Origin of the sequence: Massilia sp. CT11-108, from assembly GCF_047302915.1 — a bacterium.
Classification (GTDB): Bacteria; Pseudomonadota; Gammaproteobacteria; order Burkholderiales; family Burkholderiaceae_D; genus Telluria; species Telluria orientalis.
Genome location: NZ_JBKYMO010000010.1, coordinates 19050 through 40867, shown reverse-complemented (window position 1 = coordinate 40867; position 21818 = coordinate 19050). Strand labels below are relative to the sequence as shown.

Below are 21818 nucleotides of genomic sequence, written 5' to 3'. Positions count from 1 at the left end.
CGCAGGCGGCCGCGTGCGCGTGGCGAAAGTACGCGGCCGCCTGCGTGTTGCCGGTGCCGTGCGTGAACACGAGCGGGGCCGGGCCGGCCTGCAGGAACGCTTGCAAGTCGGCGGAGAGCGTCGCATCCGCATTCGGATCGAACAAGGGAAAATCGCCGCGCACCAGCGGCTGCGGCCAGTCCGGCTGCGTGGGCGCGAACCAGTCGGGGAACAGCGTCAGCGACAGGTCGGGCACGGACGCGATCCAGTCCATCAGCGACGGCACCGGTGTCAAGCCGTGCGCCGTGCGCGCCGCGTTCACGTCCGCCAGCGCGACGGGATCGATGAAGCGCCGGCCCACCCAGCGCCAGAACGCGCGGCGTGCGACCAGCGGCACCCACGCCGGCACGCGCCACGGGCCGACCAGCAGCGGATCGTGCACCGTCATCAGGTTCGCCGGCGCAAGGTAGGCGGCCGCGATTTTCACGCCCGGATGCACCGTGCGGCACAAGTCGGCCTCGGGCAGCGCGAGCGGATGCACGAGCAGCATGCAGGTTTCATGCTGCGGCAGCGCCGCGACGAAGGGCACGATGCGCGCCATCGCAAGCCGCGTCGCGCGCCACACGACGCCGAAGCCGCGCGTGGGATGCCACAGGTCGGGATCGCGCAGCACCGCCTCGTCGGCGGGCAGGCCCGTGAACGGCAGGCCGGTCGGACGCACCCACGGCCCGTGCTGCTCGGGCGCGAGAAAGCTCACGCGGTGGCCGCGGGCACGCAGCGCGAGCGCCAGCGCGAGGAACGGGAACAGGTCGCCGGCCGAGCCGATCGTGACGACGACGTAGTGTTGAGGTTCGATGCGGATCTCCTGCTAGAATATGAGTTCGTTTATCAGGAGATTCTACCCATGCGCCTGTAATGCCCGCCGTTCGCAACGCGACGGCCTCGAAACCTTCCGGCTTTCCTTGGCATTCAGGAGTTCCTCATGGCGCATCCCTATCTCGCGGCCCTGCACGGGGTCGACATCATCCTGCCCGACGGGCGCATTCTCTTCACGAACCTGCACGAGTCGTTTCAAGCGGAGACGGTCGGCCTGATCGGCCATAACGGCAGCGGCAAGTCCACGCTGGGGCGCGTGCTCGCGGGCGACCTCGAACCCACCGCCGGCCGCATCGAGCGCCCGGGACGCATCCGCTACGTGGCGCAGCAGACCGGGGCCACGTCCGCACGGTCCCTGGCCGAAGTCGCCGGCCTCGATGCGCCGCTGGCCGCGCTGCGCCGCCTGGCTGCAGGCGATGCACGCGACGAGGACTTCGACCTCATCGGCGACCGCTGGGACCTGGAAGCGCGCTGGGAGGCGATGCTGGACGGCGCCGGTCTCGATGCGCGTCTCGCACCGCAAGCCTTGTCGGGCGGCCAGCACACGCTGCTCACGCTGATCGGCGCCTTTTGCTCGGACGCCGACCTGCTCGTGCTGGACGAACCGGGCAACCACCTCGATGCAGGCAACCGCGCGTTCCTGCTCGACCAGATGCGCGCGTGGCGCCAGGCCGGCCGCGGCCTGCTGCTCATCAGCCACGACCGCGACCTGCTGGAGCACGTCGAGCGCACGCTGGAAGTCCACGCGGGCGGGCTGAGGCGCCATGGCGGCGGATGGTCGCTCGTGGCAGAGCAACGCGAGGCGGAACTGGCCGCCGCCGGCGCCCGGCTGGAACGCGCCCGCACCGAGCGGCGCCAGGGCGAGCAAAAGATGCGCAACCAGGCCGAGCGCGCCGCGGGCGCTCTTGCGCGCGAAGGCGGACGGCGGCATGCCGAAGATCGTGCTGAACGCCCTGCCCCAGCGCGCCGAACAGACTGACGGCGCCCGCGCCGAGCGCCATGCGCGCGAACGGCAGGCGTTACAGGATGGCGTGGCCGGCGCGTTCGCGACCTTCGATGCGCTGCACCAGCAGCCGGCCTTTCCGCAGCTGGACATCGACATCCCGCCCGGCCAGACGGCGCTCGCATTCGACGCGCTCGTCGCGCGCCACGGTCCCCGTCAGCCGCTGGACTGGCGCGTGCAGGGCGCGGCGCGCATCGCGCTTGCGGGGCCGAACGGCTGCGGCAAGTCCACGCTGCTGCGCACGATCGCCGGAGAGATCGCCCCGCTGTCCGGCAGCGTGCACGGGCTGCCGGGCGTGCTGCTGGACCAGCACCTGGCCATGCTCGATCCGGCGCGCAGCCTGCTGGATCATTTCCCGACCTCGCACGACGCAGGCCGCCTGCGCCAGATGCTCGCGCTCGCGGGGCTGGGCCCGGACCGCATCCTGCGGCCCAGCGGCGAGCTGAGCGGCGGCGAACGCATGCGCGGCGCGCTGCTGCTGGCCGTGCTGGGCGAGCCGTCACCGAAACTGTTGATGCTGGACGAGCCGACCAACCACCTCGACCTCGCGAGCGTGGAGGCGCTGGAAGCGATGCTGGGGTCGTGGCCGGGGGCGCTCGTCGTCGTGTCGCACGACGGGCGCTTGCTGGAGAAGCTGGCGCTCACCCACCGGCTCGAGTGGACGGCGGGTGGGTGGATCGCCGGCGATGCGGCTGAAAACGTTGTCGATAAATAACAGATCTTCTGGCAATATTATGTCAATACATTTGCAAGGAGAAGGACATGCGGTCAAGGTGGAGCATCGCGTTGCTCATGGGCGTCGCCGTGCAAATCTGCGCGCCCGCGTGGGCGCAAGGTACGCCGCCACCGGTCGACGCTTTTTTCGGCAATAACGCGTTTGGCGGGGCCCAATTGTCGCCCAGCGGGCGCTACCTGGCGATGCGCACGAATCGCGCTGGCCTCCGCGATTTCCTTGCCGTGATGGACCTGGAAACGAAGGACGCCAAGGCGGTCGTGTCCTTCGCCGATCTCGACGTTGACCAATTCCGTTGGGTGAATGACAACAGGCTCGTGTTCAATGTGCGCGATGCGGAATACGCCAGCGCCGACCAGGACGGTGCGCCCGGCCTGTTCGCCGTCGACCGTGATGGCAGCAACTACCGCCAGCTGGCACAGCGTACCGTCCGCCAACCCTCGCCGCAGCCGTGGAACACGTTCCTCCTCTCCCAGGCCGGCAGCCAGGATTCGGAATGGATCTACGTGGCGCGTCCCATGTACGACAAAAACGACAAGTACTTCGGTACCCGGCTGCGCCGCCTCAACACATTGACCGGCAACGCCGAGGTCGGTCCCGAACCGGATGTGGAAGTCAGCGCCTTCATGCTCGATGCCAAAGGTGCGCCGCGACTGGCCATGCTGTACGGCGACATCAAGACCGTCATGCATTATCGCGATCCGGCGACGGGGAAGTGGCGCGAGGTGGCCAGCTTCGACACCTATCGCGGCACCCGGGATGCGATCACGCCGCTCGGCTTCGGTCCCGATGGCACGCTGTACGTCGTGGCCAACGCCGGAGAGGACACGGCATCGCTGCGCACTTTCGATTTCGCCACCGGTACGGTGAACAAGGAACCGGTCGTCGTCACGCGTGGCTATGACTTCGACGGCAGCCTGCTCGGCAACAGCAAGCTGCTGGGCGTGCGCCTGACCACCGATGCCGAGGCCGACGTCTGGTTCGATCCGGCGATGACGGCGCTCCAGGCGGCAGTGGACAAGGCCCTGCCCGGTGCGATCAACATGATCGACGCTCCGGCCAGGTCCACCGTGCCCTGGGTACTCGTAAAATCCTATTCCGACCGCCAGCCGCTGCGCTACCTCCTGTACCACACGCAATCCGGGACGCTCGAACTGGTCGGCAATACCTATCCGAAGATCGATCCCGCGCGCATGGGGCGGCAGGAACCTGTCCGGTACAAGGCGCGCGACGGCCTCGAGATCCCCGGACTGCTGACGCTGCCGCCCGGCGGCACGCGCAAGAACCTGCCGATGGTGGTGCTGGTGCACGGCGGGCCCTGGATCCGCGGCGCCAGCTGGGGCTGGAATCCCGAGTCGCAATTCCTCGCGTCGCGCGGCTATGCCGTGCTGGAGGTGGAGTTTCGTGGCAGCACCGGTTTCGGCATGCGTCATTTCGAGGCCGGCCTGAAGCAATGGGGCCTGGCCATGCAGAACGACATCGCCGACGGCACGCGCTGGGCCATCGACCAGGGGATCGCCGACCCCAAGCGGATCTGCATCGCGGGTGCCAGCTACGGCGGCTATGCGACGCTGATGGGACTCGTCAACGACCCCGGCCTGTACCGTTGCGGCATCGATTGGATCGGGGTGACCGACATCGAACTGATGTACACCGGCACCTGGTTTTCCAAGCCAGACTATCCCGAGGGATACCTGCGCTACGGCATGCCATTCCTGATCGGCGACCCGGTCAAGGATGCCGAACAGTTGAAGGCAACCTCGCCGATCCAGCAGGCATCACGCATTCACCAGCCCTTGCTGCTGGCCTATGGCGACGAAGACAAGCGCGTGCCTCTGTATCATGGCAAAAAATTCTATGCCGCCGTCAAACGGAGCAACGAGCAGGTCGAATGGGTGACGTACGCCGGCGAAGGTCATGGCTGGTCGCTGGCGAAGAACCGGATCGATTTCTGGCAACGCGTCGAGCGCTTCCTCGACCGGCATATCGGACCCGGCCGGCAGTAAACGGCGCAGGTCCGGCGCTTACAGGAACCGGTCGAGAATCTTCCGGCTCCCCTTGTCGACGGCGAACATGTCGCGGATGAGGAAGTGGATGCCATGGCTGTCCGCGATCAGCAGCGAATACGTGCCCAGCCGGCGAATATCTTCCTCGCCCTTGAGCACGAACTCGGTGTCGCCGCGGTCCGTCTTGACGGTCCACGTGCACGGCGTGGCATAGCTGGACACGCCCTTGATCGACAAAATCTCGGGCATGAATTCGCGGCCGTCGAGCTCTTCCGTCACGAGCGCGCGGATGTCGGCCGGTATCGTGTCGAGGTCGTCGATCCACGCGACTTCCTTGCCGCCGTCGCGCACGAGCGAGATGCCCTTCGAGGGCGCCTGCACGGGGAATGAGCGCACGGGCGTGACGCCCACGAATTCCTCGCCCTCGGCATTCGTCAGGACCAGCTTCCCGAACGGGTCACGCTTCAGTTGAAAAGTTGCATTCATCGTTCAGTCGTCCTTGCTGCCGTCGTCGTCCGGATCCTGGTCCACGTTGCGCGCCTGCGCTTCGTACAGGCGGTAATACGCGCCTTCGCGGGCCATCAGTTCGTCGTGGTTGCCCTCTTCCACCACCTGGCCGCGATCCAGCACGACGAGGCGGTCGGCGCGGTGCAAGGTGGACAGGCGGTGCGCGATCGCGATCGTCGTGCGGCCCTGCACGAGATTGTCCAGCGCCTTCTGGATTTCCTTTTCCGTTTCCGAGTCGACCGAGGACGTCGCTTCGTCCATGATCAGGATCGGCGGGTCGATCAGCAGTGCGCGGGCGATCGAGATGCGCTGGCGCTCGCCGCCGGACAGGCCCTGGCCCCGCTCCCCGACCATCGAGTCATACCCCTGCGGCAGGCGCAGGATGAATTCGTGCGCGTGCGCGGCGCGGGCGGCGGCGATGATCTCTTCGCGCGTCGCATCCGGCTTGCCGTAGGCGATGTTTTCCGCGATGGTGCCGAAGAACAGGAACGGCTCCTGCAGCACGAGGCCGATGTGGCGGCGGTAATCCGCGACGGCGAAGCTGCGGATGTCGCGGCCGTCCAGCAGGATCGCGCCCTCCGCCACGTCATAGAAGCGGCAGATCAGGTTGACCAGCGTGCTCTTGCCCGAGCCGGAGTGCCCCACGAGGCCCACCATTTCGCCGGCCTTGATGTTCAGCGAGATACCGCGGTTGACAGCCCGGTTGCCGTAGCGGAAGCCCACTTCGCGCAGCGCGATATTGCCCTCGACCTTGTCCAGTTTCACCGGATTGACGGGCTCGGGAACGCTCGACACGTGGTCGAGGATGTCGAAGATGCGCTTCGCGGCCGACGCGGATTTCTGCGTGACGGACACGATGCGACTCATCGAATCGAGACGGACGTAGAAGCGGCCGCTGTACGCGATGAACGCCGACAGCACGCCGACGGTGATCTCCTGCTGGCTGACCTGCCAGATGCCGAAGCACCAGATGATGAGCAGGCCCAGTTCCGTCAGCAGCGACACGGTCGGCGAGAACAGCGACCACACCTTGTTCAATTTGTCGTTGACGGCCAGGTTGTGTTTATTGGCATCGCGGAAGCGCGACGCCTCGCGATGCTCCTGCGCGAACGCCTTCACGACGCGGATGCCGGGGATGGTGTCGGCCAGCACGTTCGTGACCTCGCCCCACACGCGGTCGATCTTTTCGAAACCGGTACGCAGCTTGTCGCGGACGACGTGGATCATCCACGCGATGAACGGCAGCGGCACGAGCGTGATCAGGGCGAGCTTGGCATTGATGCTGAACAGGATCACGCCCGTCATGATGATCATGAGGACGTCGGACAGGAAGTCCAGCAGGTGCAGCGACAGGAACACGCAGATGCGGTCCGAGCCGCTGCCGATGCGCGACATGAGGTCGCCCGTGCGCTTGCCGCCGAAGAATTCCAGCGACAATCTCAGCAGGTGTTCATAGGTTTCGGAACGCATGTCGGCGCCCATCCGCTCGGACACGAGGGCGAGGATGTAGGTGCGGCCCCAGCCCAGCGCCCAGGCCAGCATGCTCGATGCGAACAGGCCGCCCATGTACATGTAGACGAGGTGCGTGTCGATGTGCTTGCCGTTCTGGTACGGGATCAGCACGTTATCCATCAGCGGCATCGTCAGATACGGCGGAATCATGTGTGCGCCGGTACTTGCCAACATGAGCAAGAATCCGAGGAGCAACTGCCCCTTGTAAGGCCGGGCGAAGCGCCACAGGCGGAACAGGGTCCAGGTCGACGGCGGCGTATGCAGCACCTTGGTGCAGATCGGGCAGTCTTCCTGGTCCGGTTCCAGCGGGGCCTTGCAACTCGGGCAAGTATGTTGCTCGGGCGGTTGCACGGCGACGCCGCTGACGTGGCTTTCGACCTGGTCCTCGAACTGGTCGACGACGCGGATGGCTTGCAGGTTCTGGCCCAAAGTAAAGCGCCAGGCCGCCAGCAGGCCGTTCTGGTCGACGAGCTCGAGGTGGCCGACGCCCGCGTGGTCGTGGTGGCGCATTGTCAAACCGGCACGATACGGCCAGTCGCGCCACATCGTGTCGCCGGGCGCGCGGGTCAGCAGGCGATAATTCGTGACGACAAGAATACCTTTGGTGAAACGTAATTTCGCATCGAGGTCAACCTCGACGCTGTTTAAAACGTTTTCCCCTGGCGCAAGCTTCTTCGCGACGTCCGCCTGCCAGTGCTCAGGCAGGAAACCGGCGGTCAACGCCCGCGGACCGGAGGGAATAAGTTGTTGAGTTGTCATGTGATGCCGCCGGCAAAGGCGAGTTTTGGTTCTGATCTGTACGATGGAACGTTGAGGGCGGTGTTGCCGTTGACACGCGCACCTTCCGAAACGCGGCGCTTCGGCGTGTACGGTATTCTATCGGAGGGGCCAGAGTGGCAGAAATCGGTTCGGCACGGTAAGCTTCGTTCCGGCAAGTATACAACATGTGCATTATGGAAAGAGAGGAAGACGGGGCCGCGATCCGGCAGCGTCTTTGGCCATCGATGTGCAAACTTAGGCAATGCCACGCGATGAGAGAGCGGTCGTCGCGTGGCTGGATATTTTCATGACAAATAAGAAAGACATTGCAATCCTTCGTGTAAACCACCTGCGTGGACCGAACATCTGGACCTACCGCCCTGTCATCGAAACGTGGCTCGACATCGGCGAACTCGAAGAATGTCCTTCGAATAAACTCCCCGGCCTGTATGAACGCCTTACCGCCTGGCTGCCGGGCCTGATCGAACACCGCTGCGGCGTCGGCGAACGGGGCGGCTTCCTGGAGCGCCTGCGCGACGGCACGTGGTCTGGTCACATCCTCGAACACATCGTCCTCGAATTGCAGAACCTGGCCGGCATGAAGACCGGTTTCGGTAAAACCCGCTCCACCGCCGACCGCGGCATTTATAAAATGGCATTCCGCACGCGCGACGAAACCGTCGGCCGTGCCGCCCTGCAAGCCGGCCACGCGCTCCTGACGTCCGCCATCAACGACACCCCGTTCGACCTGCAGGCCAAGGTCGATGAGTTGACGGAACTGGTCGACCGCTACTGCCTGGGCCCCTCGACCGGCCACATCGTCGACGCCGCCACCGACCGCCGCATTCCGTCCATCCGCCTGACCGAAGGCAACCTCGTGCAACTGGGCCACGGCAGCGCGCAGCGCCGCATCTGGACGGCCGAGACGGACCGCACGAGCGCCATCGGCGAATCCATCGCCAGCGACAAGGACCTCACCAAGACCCTGCTCGCCTCCTGCGGCGTGCCGGTGCCGGAAGGGTCGGTCGTGCGCAGCGCGGCAGCCGCGTGGGAAGAAGCGCAGGACATCGGCCTGCCGGTCGCCATCAAACCCGTCGACGGCAACCATGGCCGCGGCGTGTCGCTGAACCTGATGTCGGAAGCGGACGTGCATGCCGCCTACGCCATCGCGTCCGAAGAAGGGGATTCCAGCGCCGTCCTCGTCGAGCGCTTCATTCCCGGCAACGAACACCGCCTGCTCGTCGTCGGCTCGAAAGTCGTCGCCGCCGCCAAGGGCGAATCGCTGTGGGTCGTCGGCGACGGCACCTCCACCGTCACGCAGTTGTGCGACAGCCAGATCAACATCGACCCGCGCCGCGGCAGTTCCGAAGAATTCCCGCTCAGCCCCGTCGTGCCGGCCGAAAGCGATGAAGTCAAGCTGGACCTGAAACGCCAGGGCCTCACGCCGGATTCGGTCCCGCAGGCCGGCCAGAAAGTGCTGATCCAGTTGAACGGCAACGTGGCCGACGACGTCACGGACGAGGTCCACCCGGAAGTCGCGCACGTGGCCGCGCTGGCCGCGCGCGTCGTCGGCCTGGACATCGCCGGCATCGACCTCGTGTGCGAAGACATCTCGCGTCCGCTGGAAGAACAGCGCGGCGCCATCATCGAAGTCAATTCCAGCCCGGGCCTGCTCGCGCACATCAAGCCCGCCCAGGGCGAGCCGCGCAACGTGGGCAAGGCGATCGTGGAACACCTGTTCGCCGAGGGCGAGACGGGACGCATCCCGCTCGTGGGCGTCACGGGCACCACGGACGCGGCACTCGCCGCGCGCCTCGTCGGCACCGTGCTGAACCTGGCCGGCAAGCACGTGGGCGTGGCCAACCGCGAGGGCCTGTTCCTCGACGGCCGCCAGGTCACGGCGCAGGACGGCACCCGCTTCGACGCCGGCCAGCGCCTGCTGATCAACCGCACCGTGCAGGCCGCCGTGTTCGAATCGAACGCGCGCACGATCCTGACCGAGGGCCTGCCGTACGACCGCTGCCTCGTCGGCATCGTGACCGACATGGGCAGCGTGGCCGACGTGGCCGACCTGTACGTGCGCGACGACGATGCGCTCTACAACGTCGTACGCAGCCAGGTCGACGTCGTGCTGTCCGATGGCGCGGCCGTGCTGGATGCGGCCGATGAACGCGTGGCCGCGCTGGCCGAACTGTCCGACGGCGCCGTGCTGTTCTACGCGCAGGACGAAGCCAACGCCACCCTGGCCGCGCACCGCGCGGGCGGCGGCCGCGTCGCATTCGTGCGCAACCACCACATCGTCCTGGCCCAGGGCAGCGAGGAAGTGCCGCTGCTGGGCATCGACAAAGTAAAGCCCGCCACCGCCGCGCAGCCGAATGCCCTGCTCGCGGCCGCGCTGGCCGGCTGGGCGCTGGACGTGCCGACGGACCTGATCTGCGCCGGCCTGCGCACGTTCGACCCGGCCGGCAAAAAGAAAAAGGCCTGATGACGAGCCCGGCATGACCGGGCGGATGCCGCAAGACCCTAAAGGAAAGACTTATGGAAGTATCACGCGTACGCGCCCTGCGCGGTCCCAACCTCTGGAGCCACCACACGTCGATCGAGGCGATCGTCGCCTGCGCGCCGGAAGAGGAATCGATCGGCGCCCTGCCCGGCTTCGAGACGCGCCTGCGCGCCCTGTTCCCGGAAATCTGGCCGCTGCAGCCGACCGGCCATGACGACACGATCCCGCTGGCCCAGGTGCTGGAAGTCGCCGCGCTGGCCCTGCAGGCGCAGGCCGGCTGCCCCGTCACGTTCAGCCGCACGACCGCCACGCTGGAGCGCGGCATTTACCAGGTCGTCGTCGAGTACAGCGAAGAAGACGTCGGACGCCTCGCAATGGAACTGGCCGGGCAGCTGTGCGCCGCGGCCCGCAATGACCAGCCGTTCGACCTCGAAGGCGCGCTGAAGCAGCTGCGCGACCTGGACGAGGACGTGCGCCTCGGCCCGTCGACGGGTTCGATCGTACACGCCGCCGTCGCGCGCGGCATCCCGTTCCGCCGCCTGACCGAGGGCAGCCTCGTGCAATTCGGCTGGGGCAGCCGCCAGCGCCGCATCCAGGCCGCCGAGATCGACGCCACCGGCGCCATCGCGGAATCCATCGCGCAGGACAAGGAACTGACCAAGACCCTGCTGAACGCGGCCGGCGTGCCCGTCCCGCTGGGCCGCAGCGTGAACGATCCGGACGACGCCTGGGCCGCCGCCCAGGAAATCGGCCTGCCGGTCGTGATCAAGCCGAAGGACGGCAACCAGGGCAAGGGCGTGACCGTGAACGTCACCACGCGCGAGCAGCTGGACGCGGGCTTTGCCGCCGCGTCCGAGTTCCGCGACGAGATCATGGTCGAAAAATACCTGCCGGGCCACGACTACCGCCTGCTCGTCGTCGGCAACAAGCTCGTCGCCGCCGCGCGCCGCGACCCGCCGCACGTCGTGGGCGATGGCGTGCACACCGTGCGCCAGCTCGTCGACATCGTCAACAAGGACCCGCGCCGCGGCGACGGCCACGCGACGTCGCTCACGAAGATCCGCTTCGACGACATCGCCCTCGCCTCGCTGGCGAAGCAGGGCTATGACGCGGAATCGGTCCCGCCGAAGGGCCGGCGCGTCACCCTGCGCAACAACGCGAACCTGTCGACGGGCGGCGCCGCCACCGACGTCACGGACGACGTGCATCCGGAAGTGGCGGCGCGCGCCATCGCGGCCGCGCACATGGTCGGCCTGGACATCTGCGGCGTCGACCTCGTGTGCGACAGCGTGCTGAAACCCATCGAGGACCAGGGCGGCGGCATCGTCGAAGTGAATGCCGCGCCAGGCCTGCGCATGCACATCTCGCCGTCGTTCGGCAAGGGCCGCGCCGTCGGCGAAGCCATCATGGACACGCTGTACGGTCCGGGCGACGACGGCCGCATCCCGGTCGTCGCCGTGACGGGCACGAACGGCAAGACGACGACCGTGCGCCTGATCGCGCACCTGCTCGCAAGCTCCGGCCTGCGCACCGGCATGACGAACACGGACGGCGTGTACATCCAGGGCCGCCGCATCGACAGCGGCGACTGCAGCGGCCCGCGCAGCGCGCGCAACGTGCTGCTGCACCCGGACGTCGACGCGGCCGTGTTCGAGACGGCGCGCGGCGGCATCCTGCGCGAGGGTCTCGCGTACGACCGCTGCCAGGTCGGCGTCGTCACGAACATCGGCTCCGGCGACCACCTGGGCCTGAACTACATCACCACGCTGGAAGACCTCGCGGTGCTGAAGCGCGTGATCGTGCAGAACGTCGCGCCGAACGGGATGGCCGTGCTGAACGCGGCCGACCCGATCGTCGCCGGCATGGCCGAGAACACGAAGGGCGACATCACTTATTTCGCCGCGGACGCCTCGCTGCCGGTCATGCAGAAGCACCGCGCGCAGGGCCGCCGCATCGTCTACGTCGACAAGGGCCACCTCGTCGCGGCGCAAGGCAAGAACGAAGAACGCGTGCCGCTGGCCGAGGTGCCCATCACTCGCGGCGGCGTGATCGGCTTCCAGGTCGAAAACGTGATGGCGTCCGTGGCCGCCGCGTGGGCCGTCGGCATCTCGTGGGATGCGATCCGCGTGGGTCTCAAGACGTTCGTCGGCGAGAGCGACAACGCGCCGGGCCGCTTCAACGTGTTCGACTACCGCGGCGCGACGGTCATCGCCGACTACGGCCACAACCCGGACGCGATCCAGGCCCTCGTGAACGCCGTCGAATCGATGCCGGCCAAGCGCCGCTCGGTGGTGATCTCGGGCGCGGGCGACCGCCGTGACGAGGACATCCGCGACCAGACCCGCATCCTGGGTAAAGCGTTCGACGACGTGCTGCTGTACGAAGACCAGTGCCAGCGCGGCCGCCTTGAGGGCGAAGTCGTCGGCCTGCTGCGCGAGGGCCTCGCCGGCGCGCCCCGGACAACGCACATCGACGAGATCAAGGGCGAGTTCGTCGCCATCGACAAGGCGCTCGAACGCCTGCAGCCGGGCGACCTGTCGCTGATCCTGATCGACCAGGTCGATGCGGCGCTGGCGCACATCGCCAAGCGGGTCAAGGAAGGCTGACGCCTCCTGGCCGTTGTTCCGAAACGGGCGCCGCGTGCGCCCGTTTTGCTTTTTATTGGTGCTGCTCAGAAACGTCAGGCACCGCGCACGCTACGTTAGGCAACGAACGTGGCTTGACGCGGCATCTGGCATACCATGAATGAGAATTCGAGCGAGCGGTGCAACCATGACGATCGACAAGCAATCCCACCCCGTTGCAGACAACGACCCGGCCCCGGAAATGCCCTTCCGGCGCCTCCTGTATCGCTTCCTGTTCTTCGACTGGCTGTTCCGCGACGTCAGCGCCGCGCGCGACCGCATCGAGCGGCACGCCGCGCACCAGCACAACCGCAAGATGAGCCGCTACCTGCCCGTCTACCTGCGGCGCTGGTCGTTCCTGACCGCCTTCGATTTCGCGCTCGGTATCCTGTTCGAGAAGGTGCTGCAGGCCGGGATCGTGTCGGCCTGGTTCTTCACCTGGTCGTGCGTGACCTTTACCGGCATGGTCGTCATCACCGTGGCCTGGCTCATCCTCAACCACGCGCGCCTGTCCTGAACTTGATGCTCAGTAAGTTGCCTTGTTGCAATTAACGCGAAACTGGTGTCCTCAACCACAAGGAGGACGTCATGACTTACCGATGGATCGACGACCAGGGCTTGCTGAAAAAACTGCTCGGTGAACGGCGGAGCGACCGCTGGACGGCCGAGAACGTGCAGGATGCGTTGCGGGCGCGGGGCGTGCACGCGGCGGCAAGGGCGATGGAGTACCGGCGCGTGGGGCTGGAGACGGCGCTCAGGGTGTTGGCGGTGCAGGGCAAGCGACGGCGCGGTTCGATTTCATGACCGAACCGCACATGTGCTGCCTTGTTTCCTGTCATCGGCGTGCGGCCGTGGCCGAACAGTCGCTGTCCGGCCCCGCATCGAGCGTGATACACTTGGAGCAAAGGAGCATGTCATGATCATTTATACTCACGCTCAAACAAGTCTCGAATTTTTGCGCTCTGCGTTCGCCAGGTTGACCGTAGGCTCCAAGGTTTCCAACGCAGCGTTGGAAAAGTATCGTCGCAAGCAGGGTACCATCGCCGCGGGTGGCGCACCAGAAACGCTGGACGTCTATAAGTCCATCTACCGAAATAAGAAGCTGACTCCAGAGGAGCAGTACCGCGCCTTGTTCGGCTTTGTTGAGCAAATCGAGCGAAGGCCGAGCTGACGCTATTTGTAATTCGTTTTATAACACCGGGACGGTAATCGGGGTGCCCAGCCGAGTGAAGCGATTCAGCACGGCAGCCCGCACTTGTAGCTCGGCGACCTGACGGTCGAAGTCACGTGCCATGACGCGTTCGCCCAGCAGCTTGAAGCAGCGCATCTTGGTTTCGATAAGGCTGCGCCGGTGGTAGCCGCTCCATCTCTTCCATATTGCCCGTCCCACTCTTTTGGTCACCCGCAGGATGTCGTTACGTGCTTCGGCACCGCAGCGGTTTGCCTTCCAGGGCTTGGCGTTCTTGCGGGTCGGGATGATGGCATGCGGGGCGCGCGGAGCGATGGCTTCATGACAGTCCTTCGTGTCGTAGCGCCATCGCCACTGACGCTGGCAATGCGTTCGTCAGCAGGAATCTGGCTGAGCAGCACTCGCTGGACAGGTGCGTCGCCGATACTGTTGTCGGTCACTTCCATGGCCCGGATCTCGAGCGTGGACGCGTCGATTCCGAGATGCACCTTGCGCCATTGGCGGCGGTAATCCGCGCCATGCTTCTTCGTCTTCCATTCGTCTTCGCCCAGCATCTTGATGCCCGTGCTGTCCACCAGCAGATGCAAGCCCGTCGTGGTCGGCACGGCGCCGATGGCCACCCGCAGCGTCTTTTGCCGCCGGCTTACCGTGCTGTAGTCCGGCACCGGCCAGTTGAGCCTGGCTAGGCGCAGCAGGCTTTGCGTCATGCCCATGGCCTGGCGTAGCGGTAAATTGAAGAGGCACTTGATGCTCAGGCAGAACTGGATCGCCTCGTCGCTGAACGTCTGGCTGCGCCCGCGCTTGCCGCTTGGCTGGCCATGCCAGCTCATCGTCGGGTCAAGCCAGATGAGCAGCGAGCCGCGTGACTTCAACGCTTCGTTGTACGTCTTCCAGTTGGTTGTGCGGTACTTCCGAGGAGCTGGTTTCATCCGTTCAGGCTACCAGACCTGCGGGTTCTACGCTGGCCCAGCCTGATTTGCGCAACAATGCCGAGGCGCCCCCATTAATTGCTTCGGTCATTCACGCTGGACATTTACCTCTTATCAAAGGACATCGGGCGAGATTTCGGGCCGTCGGTAAAAATCCCACAGCTCCTTGTAGGGCAGTCCAATGCTCGACCCACCGGATTTCTTCCAAAAGCCAGCCCAATGCACGAGGAAGACTCCGGCGCCCCTAGGGTCGTATAATTTCCCCCCATCCACACGTCCATTTGGCGTACCGGCCCACCATTCCAAGCTCACGGTCGGAGCAATACCAACCATAAGCAGCTGCAACAGGCTCGTGTATGAGTAACCTGATGTTACAATCAGATAATTTAGAAATGGCTGTTCCATGCACTCTAATTCCATACTCTCCTTGAGTTCTAACGCGCCGTTCACCTTTGCTACACAGTGTTTCATTGGCAAGAGGCCACGCCGGCTCACAAAAAAACCCGTGTTTGCCGAATACTCGATCTGCGGTGGGGTAAGCAAATGTGTTGCGTAAACGCTATCCTTCCATACCCAGCACCGTATATTTTCGAGATTTGAATGCGAAGCGACATAGTCACCATGCTTGAGGTGCTCGAATGCGAAATCAACGGAATCAGTGACAACTGTGTCGACATCGATGTAAATGAAGGTGTCAAATATTCCCTCCCAAGCTACTAACTTTCGATAAGTTCCAAGCACGAAGCCGTGAAACCTCTCGCTGATTGCATCGCAACTGGCGAGCAGCTCCGCATCATCGAATATGGAAAATGAAAAGGTAGTTTTGAGCGACGATATCTTATCGAAATCGCTATCAAAAGGTATCAAGCAGAGTGGGATAGTCGGATTGTGCATCCGAAAGCTCCGAAGGAATGCGACGACTTGTTCGAAAACCTTGTTATTCGCCAAAAAATACACGCCGCTGGTGGGATTATTCTTGTTCATTAGTGCAGTTTCCAGAATGATAAATAAAGGTGCAATGAAGAGCTCTGTCAATACATGGCATGCTCACTTTCATACGCATCAGCTATGTTCGGGTGTGGTTCCTGATGAAGGGATGGGATCAATTGAAGTTTCATATCGCTCTAGTGGATTTCCCTTTCCCGTGGCCAATTTGAAGAGTTGGCGTAATTTCGCGCTTACTCTGCAAACCAAACCGAACAGAGTAATGGCGCATGTAAGTGCCAGTAACATGATGGCTAGGTCGTGATGGCTTTCGCGACACCAACTATTGGCGAAATATATTAAGCCGAGGTTGCTTGCAACCCAGATCGATGCATGTAAATTCCTATGCCGAAGGAAACGATTATTTTGAAAAAAATTCTTCCGGTATTTAAATCCATCGTTTCGGGTATCCGTCAGCAAACCTTTTGTCCCCCAGCTACTGTCATGCGAATTGCAGATTGCATACATCCACATGAGAAGGGGGACAACATAGATGGCAAAAAATACGACTGGAGTACTGGCAACGATCGTCTTAGTAAGTTTACGATGACCTAATAACGACGCAAGTGGCGCGGCAACGTAAAGAAACAAAAGCAACTGTGCGAGCAAAAACGTTTCTTCGAATAGCACATTCGTCAGGAGAAAAATCGCTACAGCGCTCATTTGAAGAGAAACGGAGAAACGTAAAAAGGCGATATGCCGCGCCGAAAGATCGCTACGCAAACAAACAATAAATTGAGGAAGCAGAGCACACAGCGCCATTGGCAGGAGTATCTCTAAGCTGCCCTGGAGCGCAGGAATATGATGCGTAGACGATATTGCCCGTTGTCCAATTGAAGACAAAAGGAGTATGAAAATGGCTGGGGCGCACCAGTCATAAGTGAGTATTAAGAAATGGTAGATTCCCGCTGTGACAGCACGCAATTTCCTTCGAGTCGCCACCGCTGGATCGCGAACGAAGTCAGGGAGATGTCGGAGGTAGCTGACACGGCATGCCATGTAGCCATTGCACCACCGCTTTCTTTGTCGCAATAACTCCTGCCACGAATGGCAGGGGTCGGTTACAGCCACTGCATTATCGACATGAGTAATAGTCCATTCGGTTTGCGGGCTGCTGATAATTTCGCGACAAAGAACGCGATCTTCGGCGAGATAGAGCATGGACTCATGAGGTGTTAGAGGTCCTAATCCTTTGAAGTATACACTGAGCGGATCACGTGGCTTCGTATCGGGATCGAAGCTATTGGTAGTTTTGATTGCGTCCCATCGGACCGCACTTAATTGTCCAGGAATGACGCTCAAATATCCGGCCGCGCGTTCTGCAGGCCACTCCAAAAGAATTGAGTTGGTAAAGGACGTATATTGCCAGCATTGAAGAAGGCTCCACGGACTGGAAGGTCTGGGCGGCAAAATGCTGCTCGCCACAGCTCCTACACGGCCATCTCGCTGAAACGCATTAACAAGTTCGCTAAATGCGCTTCTGGCCGGAACCGTACCTACATCCATCTGGAAGCAGTAAGCCGGTACGATACATGGGCAGAAGATACGATAAAACCACCAGTGCGAATCCAGTTTTCCGTGATTTTCACGTTTAACCGCAACGAGTAGATGAACTTGGTTGCTATCAATTAGGCGTTCTGCTTCCTGTGAATCTGTGACACACTGTTGCAATTCGCTTAGGCGCCCTTGCCAGTGAAAGTCATCGTCGTACTGGCCGCTCCTGCATAACTTAAGTAGATCAAAAAGATCGGCTTCAAGGTAGTTGCACGCCAAATCATGAGAATCAAATCGGAAACACTTATCAGAACCCGTAAGCCGCTCCAAGGTAGCCCTCATCGACGGCGAACATTTTTGAACACCATCTACCAACACGCATATATTGATAATGATATTTGGACAGGTACGACGCAACCGTGCGATGGTGTTGGCTAAGCCGATAATTGAACAATGCAATGCATCCGCAGGCTCGTTATAAACCGTAATGCATAAGAATATGCCGCCGTTCGAAAAGGGAAAACGACGAATATCGGCTGAGGCCGTGTCCCGATTGATTCGGGCTTCGAAATCGCCCCTTAAGAATTTACGATTTTCGGGGTCAACCTGCTGTGGGGGCAGCAATGCATTCATTAATATACTCGATTGTTGTTAATCGGGCTAAAAGGCGAAGCTTAATCGGTCAGCTTGCCTTCGCGTTCCGGTCGATAAAGTGGTTGCGATTAAACATAAGCCTGGTCAAGAGGCGCCAATTTATACGTTACATCTGTCAAAACTCAATAAGATTGTTCAATAGTCGGGCTGCGAAAAATACGTGCACTTCCATGCGAATTCAGTGCAGATCATCTGCTCAAGCACCCTACGCTTGTAATTTGGTATTGAAAGGGAACGGATGGGATTGCTGGCTCGCGCGACCGCCTCGTCTCAACTGCTATTGCAGGAGTTCTGAACGGGGCCGACCGATGGGCTGAATCGCAGCAAACGACAAAAAAGCGAAATCGAGTTTACCTCATCTCTGAGGTTTAAATTCTCTCAAAAATTCACCGTGTAGACCGCTAATTCCCTGCAATTTCGTACTCTCTCTAAAGTGGCTTCTTGAGCATTCGCCGGTGCTGGGAAGCTCGGCGTTTAAAATGCACGCAGCCATTTGTCAAACACATCATGGCCAGACATCACCAGCAAACGTTTCAATGTATCCCTCGATTTCGACATCGCTTATACGGTAAGCGTAGGCGACTCATTCAGCACCGCACTTAACTGCGTCGCTTGGGATTGTCGCTCGGTCGCTTTGCCATTTTGAACTTGGATGACGCGTTCAGCTGCTGCAATGGTTTCTGGACGATGTGCAATCATGATTCTTGTCAGATCGAGGCCGCTTAAGGCTTGATTCACCTTGCGCTCATTATCAATGTCCAAATGGCTCGTTGCTTCGTCCATAGCGAGAATTTTCGGATTTTTGTATAAGGCACGGGCTAGCAAGACCCGTTGTTTTTGCCCGCCTGAAAGAATGCTGCCCATGTCGCCCACAAGGGATTGATATCCCATTGGCATACGAAGGATGTCTTCGTGGATATTTGCCATGGCAGCACATCGCGCCACGTCGTCATAATTCGCTCGCACATCATAAAAGCTAATGTTGTCGAGCAGTGATCCTGCAAGCAAGTCATCGTCCTGCATGACCGTGCCAATCAGTTGGCGATAAGCTTTTAAGCCGACTTGTCGAATAGGAATATTATCAATTAAGACCTCGCCCTCATTGGGTGCAAGAATACCCACGATGATTTTGCAGAGAGTGGACTTGCCACATCCGCTTGGTCCCACTAGAGCAACATTTTGGCCCGCCGGAATATGAAGATTGATCCCATCTAGCACCCATGGCTCGCCATCAGCATAGCGGAAACGTACATTTCGTAGCGTTATACTTGGTTCAAGTCGGTCTACGGCGTTGAGCACTGTCGCTTCTTCCTCAACGGGTTCCAAGACAATATCCGCCAAACGCTCGGTATGGACCGAAAGCATCCGTACGTTGATGAACGCATCGATCAATCCGAATACGCGGGTAATAAAGGTTCCAGCGTAAACGGTAAATGCCGTTAGCATGCCAACCGACAGTTCACGCTTGATGATCAGTTCTGCTCCCAAATAGAAAAGGAGAAGGTTCTGGATGCTCATGATAGCGGAGCTACAAGCACGGAACGTCACGTCAATCTTTTGCGTCTTGATGTCTTGATTGACCGCGTCCTGCCGCAGGTTCAGCCAGCGTGCCATACGTTCCGACTCACGGCCGAATAGCTTGAGGGGGGTGATCGCGCGGAGGGTCTCAAGAAAGTGACTCTCTTCCTTTGCGCGCAATATCAGGGTTTCCTGCGTGGCATCCCGCAACGCACGATAAAACAACCAGCGTAGTCCGGAGTAAATCAGCACACAGGCGAAAACCACAGCGCTCAGTACGGCGCTATATTTCAGCATCAGGACCAGTGCTGTGATGGCCAGTAATCCGTCCAAGGCACTCTCGACCAACAGGCTAGTTACCACGCGTTGTATGGCGCTAAGGCTGCTGAAGCGGCTGATCACATCGCCCAAGTGACGTTTCTCAAAAAATGCCGGGGGCAATTTTAAGAGATGGGCGAACAATCTGCTCGACCATTGTAGCCCTAGTTCAATGCCCCAGCACGTCAAGGACCAGCTACGGGCAAGTTGTAACGCGGCTTGCGTGAAAAGAACAAGGCCAAAGCCGATAGCCAGTGCATGGAGCAGTTCGAAATCACCTCCAACGACGACGTCGTCAAGGATGAACTGAGTGAATAGTGGGGTGATCAGGGTCAGCAGTTCTAGACCAATGGCCATGACCAGCACTTGGACCAATGCGCGGCGCAAGCCGACGATTTTCCCGACCATATTCTGGACGGGCACGCGCTTGGGTGCATCGCGCTTTTCGAATGTTGCTGTCGGACGAAGTTCCAAGGCCACGCCCGTAAAGGAACGCGAAATCGCATTGTGTTTGATGACACGCTCCCCCACTGCCGGGTCGAGGATCACCAATTCCAAATCACTACGTAATGTTCGGCGTGCCCGTTTAAGAACCACAAAATGGTCAAGATTCCAGTGCAGGATGCACGGACAATCAAGCTTGACCAAGTCCTCCATCTCGAGCCGTACGGGGCGTGACGCCATCCCGAGCGCACTAGCATGGCGTAACATTTGTTCGAGCGTCATGCCCTTGAGGCTGACGGAAAATCGCCGACGGAGCGAAGCGAGGTCCGTTCGATGGCCATAATGATTGGCGATCATCGCAAGGCATGCCAGTCCGCATTCACTGGCTTCTGTCTGAGCAATAAATTTCATTCTTCACTTCTCGTTCGAGATCTGGGTAGAGCGGGCAACGAACCCAAGAGCCGGAGCGAATGCCCACTCCCAGATGCGCCGCGTATCCAGCATTAGATCGGCTTCAAGCGTCATCCCGGCAGTCAATGGCTGCGGTTTCCCGTAAATATTGATGAACTGTTCGGCTGGCTTTACACGAATACGGTACAGTCCCTCGGTTCCACCAGGCGAATTAGCAAATGCATTACTAACTACAGTCCCGGCGATATTTGCCGGTAACTCGTTCGACGCCAGAGGGGTCTTGCTGATGCCGATCACTTTGCCATCGTACAAGCCGAACCGTTCATACGGGAACGCACGGTAGCGAATTCGCACCGCTTGTCCGACCTGAGCAAAGCCGATGGCACGACTAGTGACATACAGATGGACTTCAAGTTCCTCGTTGGCTGGACCCGCGCCGGGCTTGCTGGGCATGAGGGTGGCTAGCACCTGGCCAGCCTGGACGAATTGTCCAGGCCGGTTTGTGATCGTGGTGACGATGCCATCAGCCGTGGCCTTGATGAGGGTCCGCTGGCGGGTTTGGTTCTCGGCACGTTCCTGGCGCAATGCCGCTTCAGACCGGTCGAGTTGAGCAAGGGTCGCAGACAGATTGTTTGCCAGGCTATCCCGTTCGGCGCTGATCGTAATGCGATTTGCCCGCAATTGCAGCAAAGAGCGGTTCAGTGCGCTAAGTCGACTGCTAATGTCAATAGTCTCTTCCACCTTTTGTTGGACTTGAGCCTCGGATACAAAACCATTCCGCTGGAGTGTTTCGAATTTGGTCACCGTGGCTTGGGACAGGCGTTGCCGACGGCGGTTCAGCTCAAGATCTTGTTGCAACTGAGCTTCCTCTGCTGCCAAATTTTCCAAGCGGGCGTCGAGTTCACGGCGCCGCTCGGTCTCCTGAGCAATACGGCTGCGCCGCTCAGCATCCACGGATTCCTGACGCACATCAATTTGTCGAGATAACAGCGACGCCAATGCGCCGCCTCCGACATACTGTTCGCTGGAAATTTCGAACATGGTTTGATCGCGCGTCACGCGTTCTCCCTCGGCGACGTAGTTGCGCACGATGATTCCAGGGGCGAAGCTGGAGATTGTGATGCTGCCACCGTGTGGCATGGTGAGTCCGGTGACGGATAACTTTTTTGTATAGGTGCCAAATAATCCAAAGGCAACCAGGCCCAGCGTCACACATAGCGCGATCGATGCCATGACTTTGCCAGATACCGGTTGCGTCAGTCGTATCGGACCAAACCATTGGGTCGCCTTCGCGTCCCACACTTCCGGGCGGAACAAAGGAAGCGGTACCTCGTCCTGTATCGGGTCGGGTTCGCGTTGCATCGTCTCATTCATT

Annotated in this window: 14 protein-coding genes and 2 pseudogenes; 8 read left to right on the top strand and 8 right to left on the bottom strand. The window is 61.1% G+C overall.

The window, feature by feature from the left end:
* A pseudogene (locus ACEN88_RS02485) lies at nt 1–769 on the bottom strand (glycosyltransferase); the annotation flags it as partial.
* Nucleotides 770–961: 192 nt separating this feature from the next.
* Here ACEN88_RS02485 and ACEN88_RS02480 point away from each other — a divergent pair.
* The 3 genes from ACEN88_RS02480 to ACEN88_RS02470 are packed head-to-tail and all read left to right on the top strand — an operon-like array spanning nt 962 to nt 4597.
* A complete protein-coding gene (locus ACEN88_RS02480) occupies nt 962–1834 on the top strand; it encodes an ATP-binding cassette domain-containing protein (RefSeq protein WP_413337237.1) in 873 nt (290 codons plus the stop codon).
* Nucleotides 1785–2573, top strand: coding sequence for an ATP-binding cassette domain-containing protein (locus ACEN88_RS02475; protein WP_413337236.1), 789 nt, complete (start codon nt 1785–1787; stop codon nt 2571–2573). The genes ACEN88_RS02480 and ACEN88_RS02475 overlap by 50 nt, the downstream gene beginning before the upstream one ends.
* 47 nt (nt 2574–2620) lie before the next feature.
* On the top strand, nt 2621–4597 hold the full coding sequence (locus ACEN88_RS02470) for a prolyl oligopeptidase family serine peptidase (RefSeq protein ID WP_413337235.1): 1977 nt from the start codon (nt 2621–2623) through the stop codon (nt 4595–4597).
* Nucleotides 4598–4615: 18 nt separating this feature from the next.
* On the opposite strand, the gene ACEN88_RS02465 is transcribed toward ACEN88_RS02470, so the two are convergent.
* Together ACEN88_RS02465 and ACEN88_RS02460 are read right to left on the bottom strand one after the other, a co-directional pair.
* Entirely contained in the window at nt 4616–5083 is a 468-nt protein-coding gene (locus ACEN88_RS02465) for a DUF1854 domain-containing protein (protein WP_413337234.1), read from the bottom strand.
* Nucleotides 5084–5086: 3 nt separating this feature from the next.
* Complete coding sequence (locus ACEN88_RS02460; protein ID WP_413337233.1) at nt 5087–7375, bottom strand: ABC transporter ATP-binding protein; 2289 nt, start codon at nt 7373–7375, stop codon at nt 5087–5089.
* A 307-nt stretch (nt 7376–7682) separates the two neighbouring features.
* Here ACEN88_RS02460 and cphA (ACEN88_RS02455) point away from each other — a divergent pair, with 307 nt between their 5' ends.
* The 5 genes from cphA (ACEN88_RS02455) (at nt 7683) to ACEN88_RS02435 (ending at nt 13673) form a co-directional block, all read left to right on the top strand.
* Nucleotides 7683–9860, top strand: a complete 2178-nt coding sequence (gene cphA, locus ACEN88_RS02455; RefSeq protein WP_413337232.1) for a cyanophycin synthetase — start codon at nt 7683–7685, stop codon at nt 9858–9860.
* 53 nt (nt 9861–9913) lie between these two features.
* On the top strand, nt 9914–12484 hold the full coding sequence (gene cphA, locus ACEN88_RS02450; protein ID WP_413337231.1) for a cyanophycin synthetase: 2571 nt from the start codon (nt 9914–9916) through the stop codon (nt 12482–12484).
* A 166-nt stretch (nt 12485–12650) separates the two neighbouring features.
* The gene (locus ACEN88_RS02445; RefSeq protein ID WP_413337230.1) at nt 12651–13019 is read left to right on the top strand and encodes a hypothetical protein; all 369 of its coding nucleotides are present in this window, start codon (nt 12651–12653) and stop codon (nt 13017–13019) included.
* A gap of 71 nt (nt 13020–13090) precedes the next feature.
* Nucleotides 13091–13306, top strand: coding sequence for a hypothetical protein (locus tag ACEN88_RS02440; RefSeq protein ID WP_413337229.1), 216 nt, complete (start codon nt 13091–13093; stop codon nt 13304–13306).
* Between the two features lie 112 nt (nt 13307–13418).
* Entirely contained in the window at nt 13419–13673 is a 255-nt protein-coding gene (locus tag ACEN88_RS02435; protein ID WP_413337228.1) for a hypothetical protein, read from the top strand.
* Nucleotides 13674–13691: 18 nt separating this feature from the next.
* Here the strand turns inward: ACEN88_RS02435 and ACEN88_RS02430 are convergent.
* The 5 genes and pseudogenes from ACEN88_RS02430 to ACEN88_RS02410 form a co-directional block, all read right to left on the bottom strand.
* Nucleotides 13692–14620, bottom strand: a pseudogene (locus ACEN88_RS02430) (IS5 family transposase).
* Nucleotides 14621–14734: 114 nt separating this feature from the next.
* Nucleotides 14735–15604: a hypothetical protein gene (locus tag ACEN88_RS02425; protein WP_413337227.1), complete on the bottom strand. Its 870-nt coding sequence runs from the start codon at nt 15602–15604 to the stop codon at nt 14735–14737.
* A gap of 78 nt (nt 15605–15682) precedes the next feature.
* Nucleotides 15683–17731 carry a hypothetical protein gene (locus tag ACEN88_RS02420; protein WP_413337226.1) on the bottom strand — a complete coding sequence of 683 codons (2049 nt, stop codon included), beginning with the start codon at nt 17729–17731 and terminating at the stop codon, nt 15683–15685.
* A 582-nt stretch (nt 17732–18313) separates the two neighbouring features.
* Nucleotides 18314–20443 (bottom strand): peptidase domain-containing ABC transporter, encoded by a 2130-nt coding sequence (locus tag ACEN88_RS02415; protein WP_413337225.1) that lies wholly within the window; start codon nt 20441–20443, stop codon nt 18314–18316.
* A gap of 3 nt (nt 20444–20446) precedes the next feature.
* Nucleotides 20447–21805 (bottom strand): HlyD family secretion protein, encoded by a 1359-nt coding sequence (locus tag ACEN88_RS02410; RefSeq protein ID WP_413337224.1) that lies wholly within the window; start codon nt 21803–21805, stop codon nt 20447–20449.
* Nucleotides 21806–21818: the final 13 nt, after the last annotated feature.

Excerpts from the sequence above, each read along its gene's own strand:
- cphA (WP_413337231.1), top strand. The coding sequence starts at position 9,914 with ATGGAAGTATCACGCGTACGCGCCCTGCGCGGTCCCAACCTCTGGAGC.
- ACEN88_RS02470 (WP_413337235.1), top strand. The coding sequence starts at position 2,621 with ATGCGGTCAAGGTGGAGCATCGCGTTGCTCATGGGCGTCGCCGTGCAA.
- ACEN88_RS02480 (WP_413337237.1), top strand. The coding sequence starts at position 962 with ATGGCGCATCCCTATCTCGCGGCCCTGCACGGGGTCGACATCATCCTG.
- ACEN88_RS02420 (WP_413337226.1), bottom strand. The coding sequence starts at position 17,731 with ATGAATGCATTGCTGCCCCCACAGCAGGTTGACCCCGAAAATCGTAAA.
- ACEN88_RS02425 (WP_413337227.1), bottom strand. The coding sequence starts at position 15,604 with ATGAACAAGAATAATCCCACCAGCGGCGTGTATTTTTTGGCGAATAAC.
- ACEN88_RS02445 (WP_413337230.1), top strand. The coding sequence starts at position 12,651 with ATGACGATCGACAAGCAATCCCACCCCGTTGCAGACAACGACCCGGCC.
- ACEN88_RS02415 (WP_413337225.1), bottom strand. The coding sequence starts at position 20,443 with ATGAAATTTATTGCTCAGACAGAAGCCAGTGAATGCGGACTGGCATGC.
- ACEN88_RS02460 (WP_413337233.1), bottom strand. The coding sequence starts at position 7,375 with ATGACAACTCAACAACTTATTCCCTCCGGTCCGCGGGCGTTGACCGCC.
- ACEN88_RS02410 (WP_413337224.1), bottom strand. The coding sequence starts at position 21,805 with ATGCAACGCGAACCCGACCCGATACAGGACGAGGTACCGCTTCCTTTG.
- ACEN88_RS02475 (WP_413337236.1), top strand. The coding sequence starts at position 1,785 with ATGCCGAAGATCGTGCTGAACGCCCTGCCCCAGCGCGCCGAACAGACT.
- ACEN88_RS02435 (WP_413337228.1), top strand. The coding sequence starts at position 13,419 with ATGATCATTTATACTCACGCTCAAACAAGTCTCGAATTTTTGCGCTCT.
- ACEN88_RS02465 (WP_413337234.1), bottom strand. The coding sequence starts at position 5,083 with ATGAATGCAACTTTTCAACTGAAGCGTGACCCGTTCGGGAAGCTGGTC.
- ACEN88_RS02440 (WP_413337229.1), top strand. The coding sequence starts at position 13,091 with ATGACTTACCGATGGATCGACGACCAGGGCTTGCTGAAAAAACTGCTC.
- cphA (WP_413337232.1), top strand. The coding sequence starts at position 7,683 with ATGACAAATAAGAAAGACATTGCAATCCTTCGTGTAAACCACCTGCGT.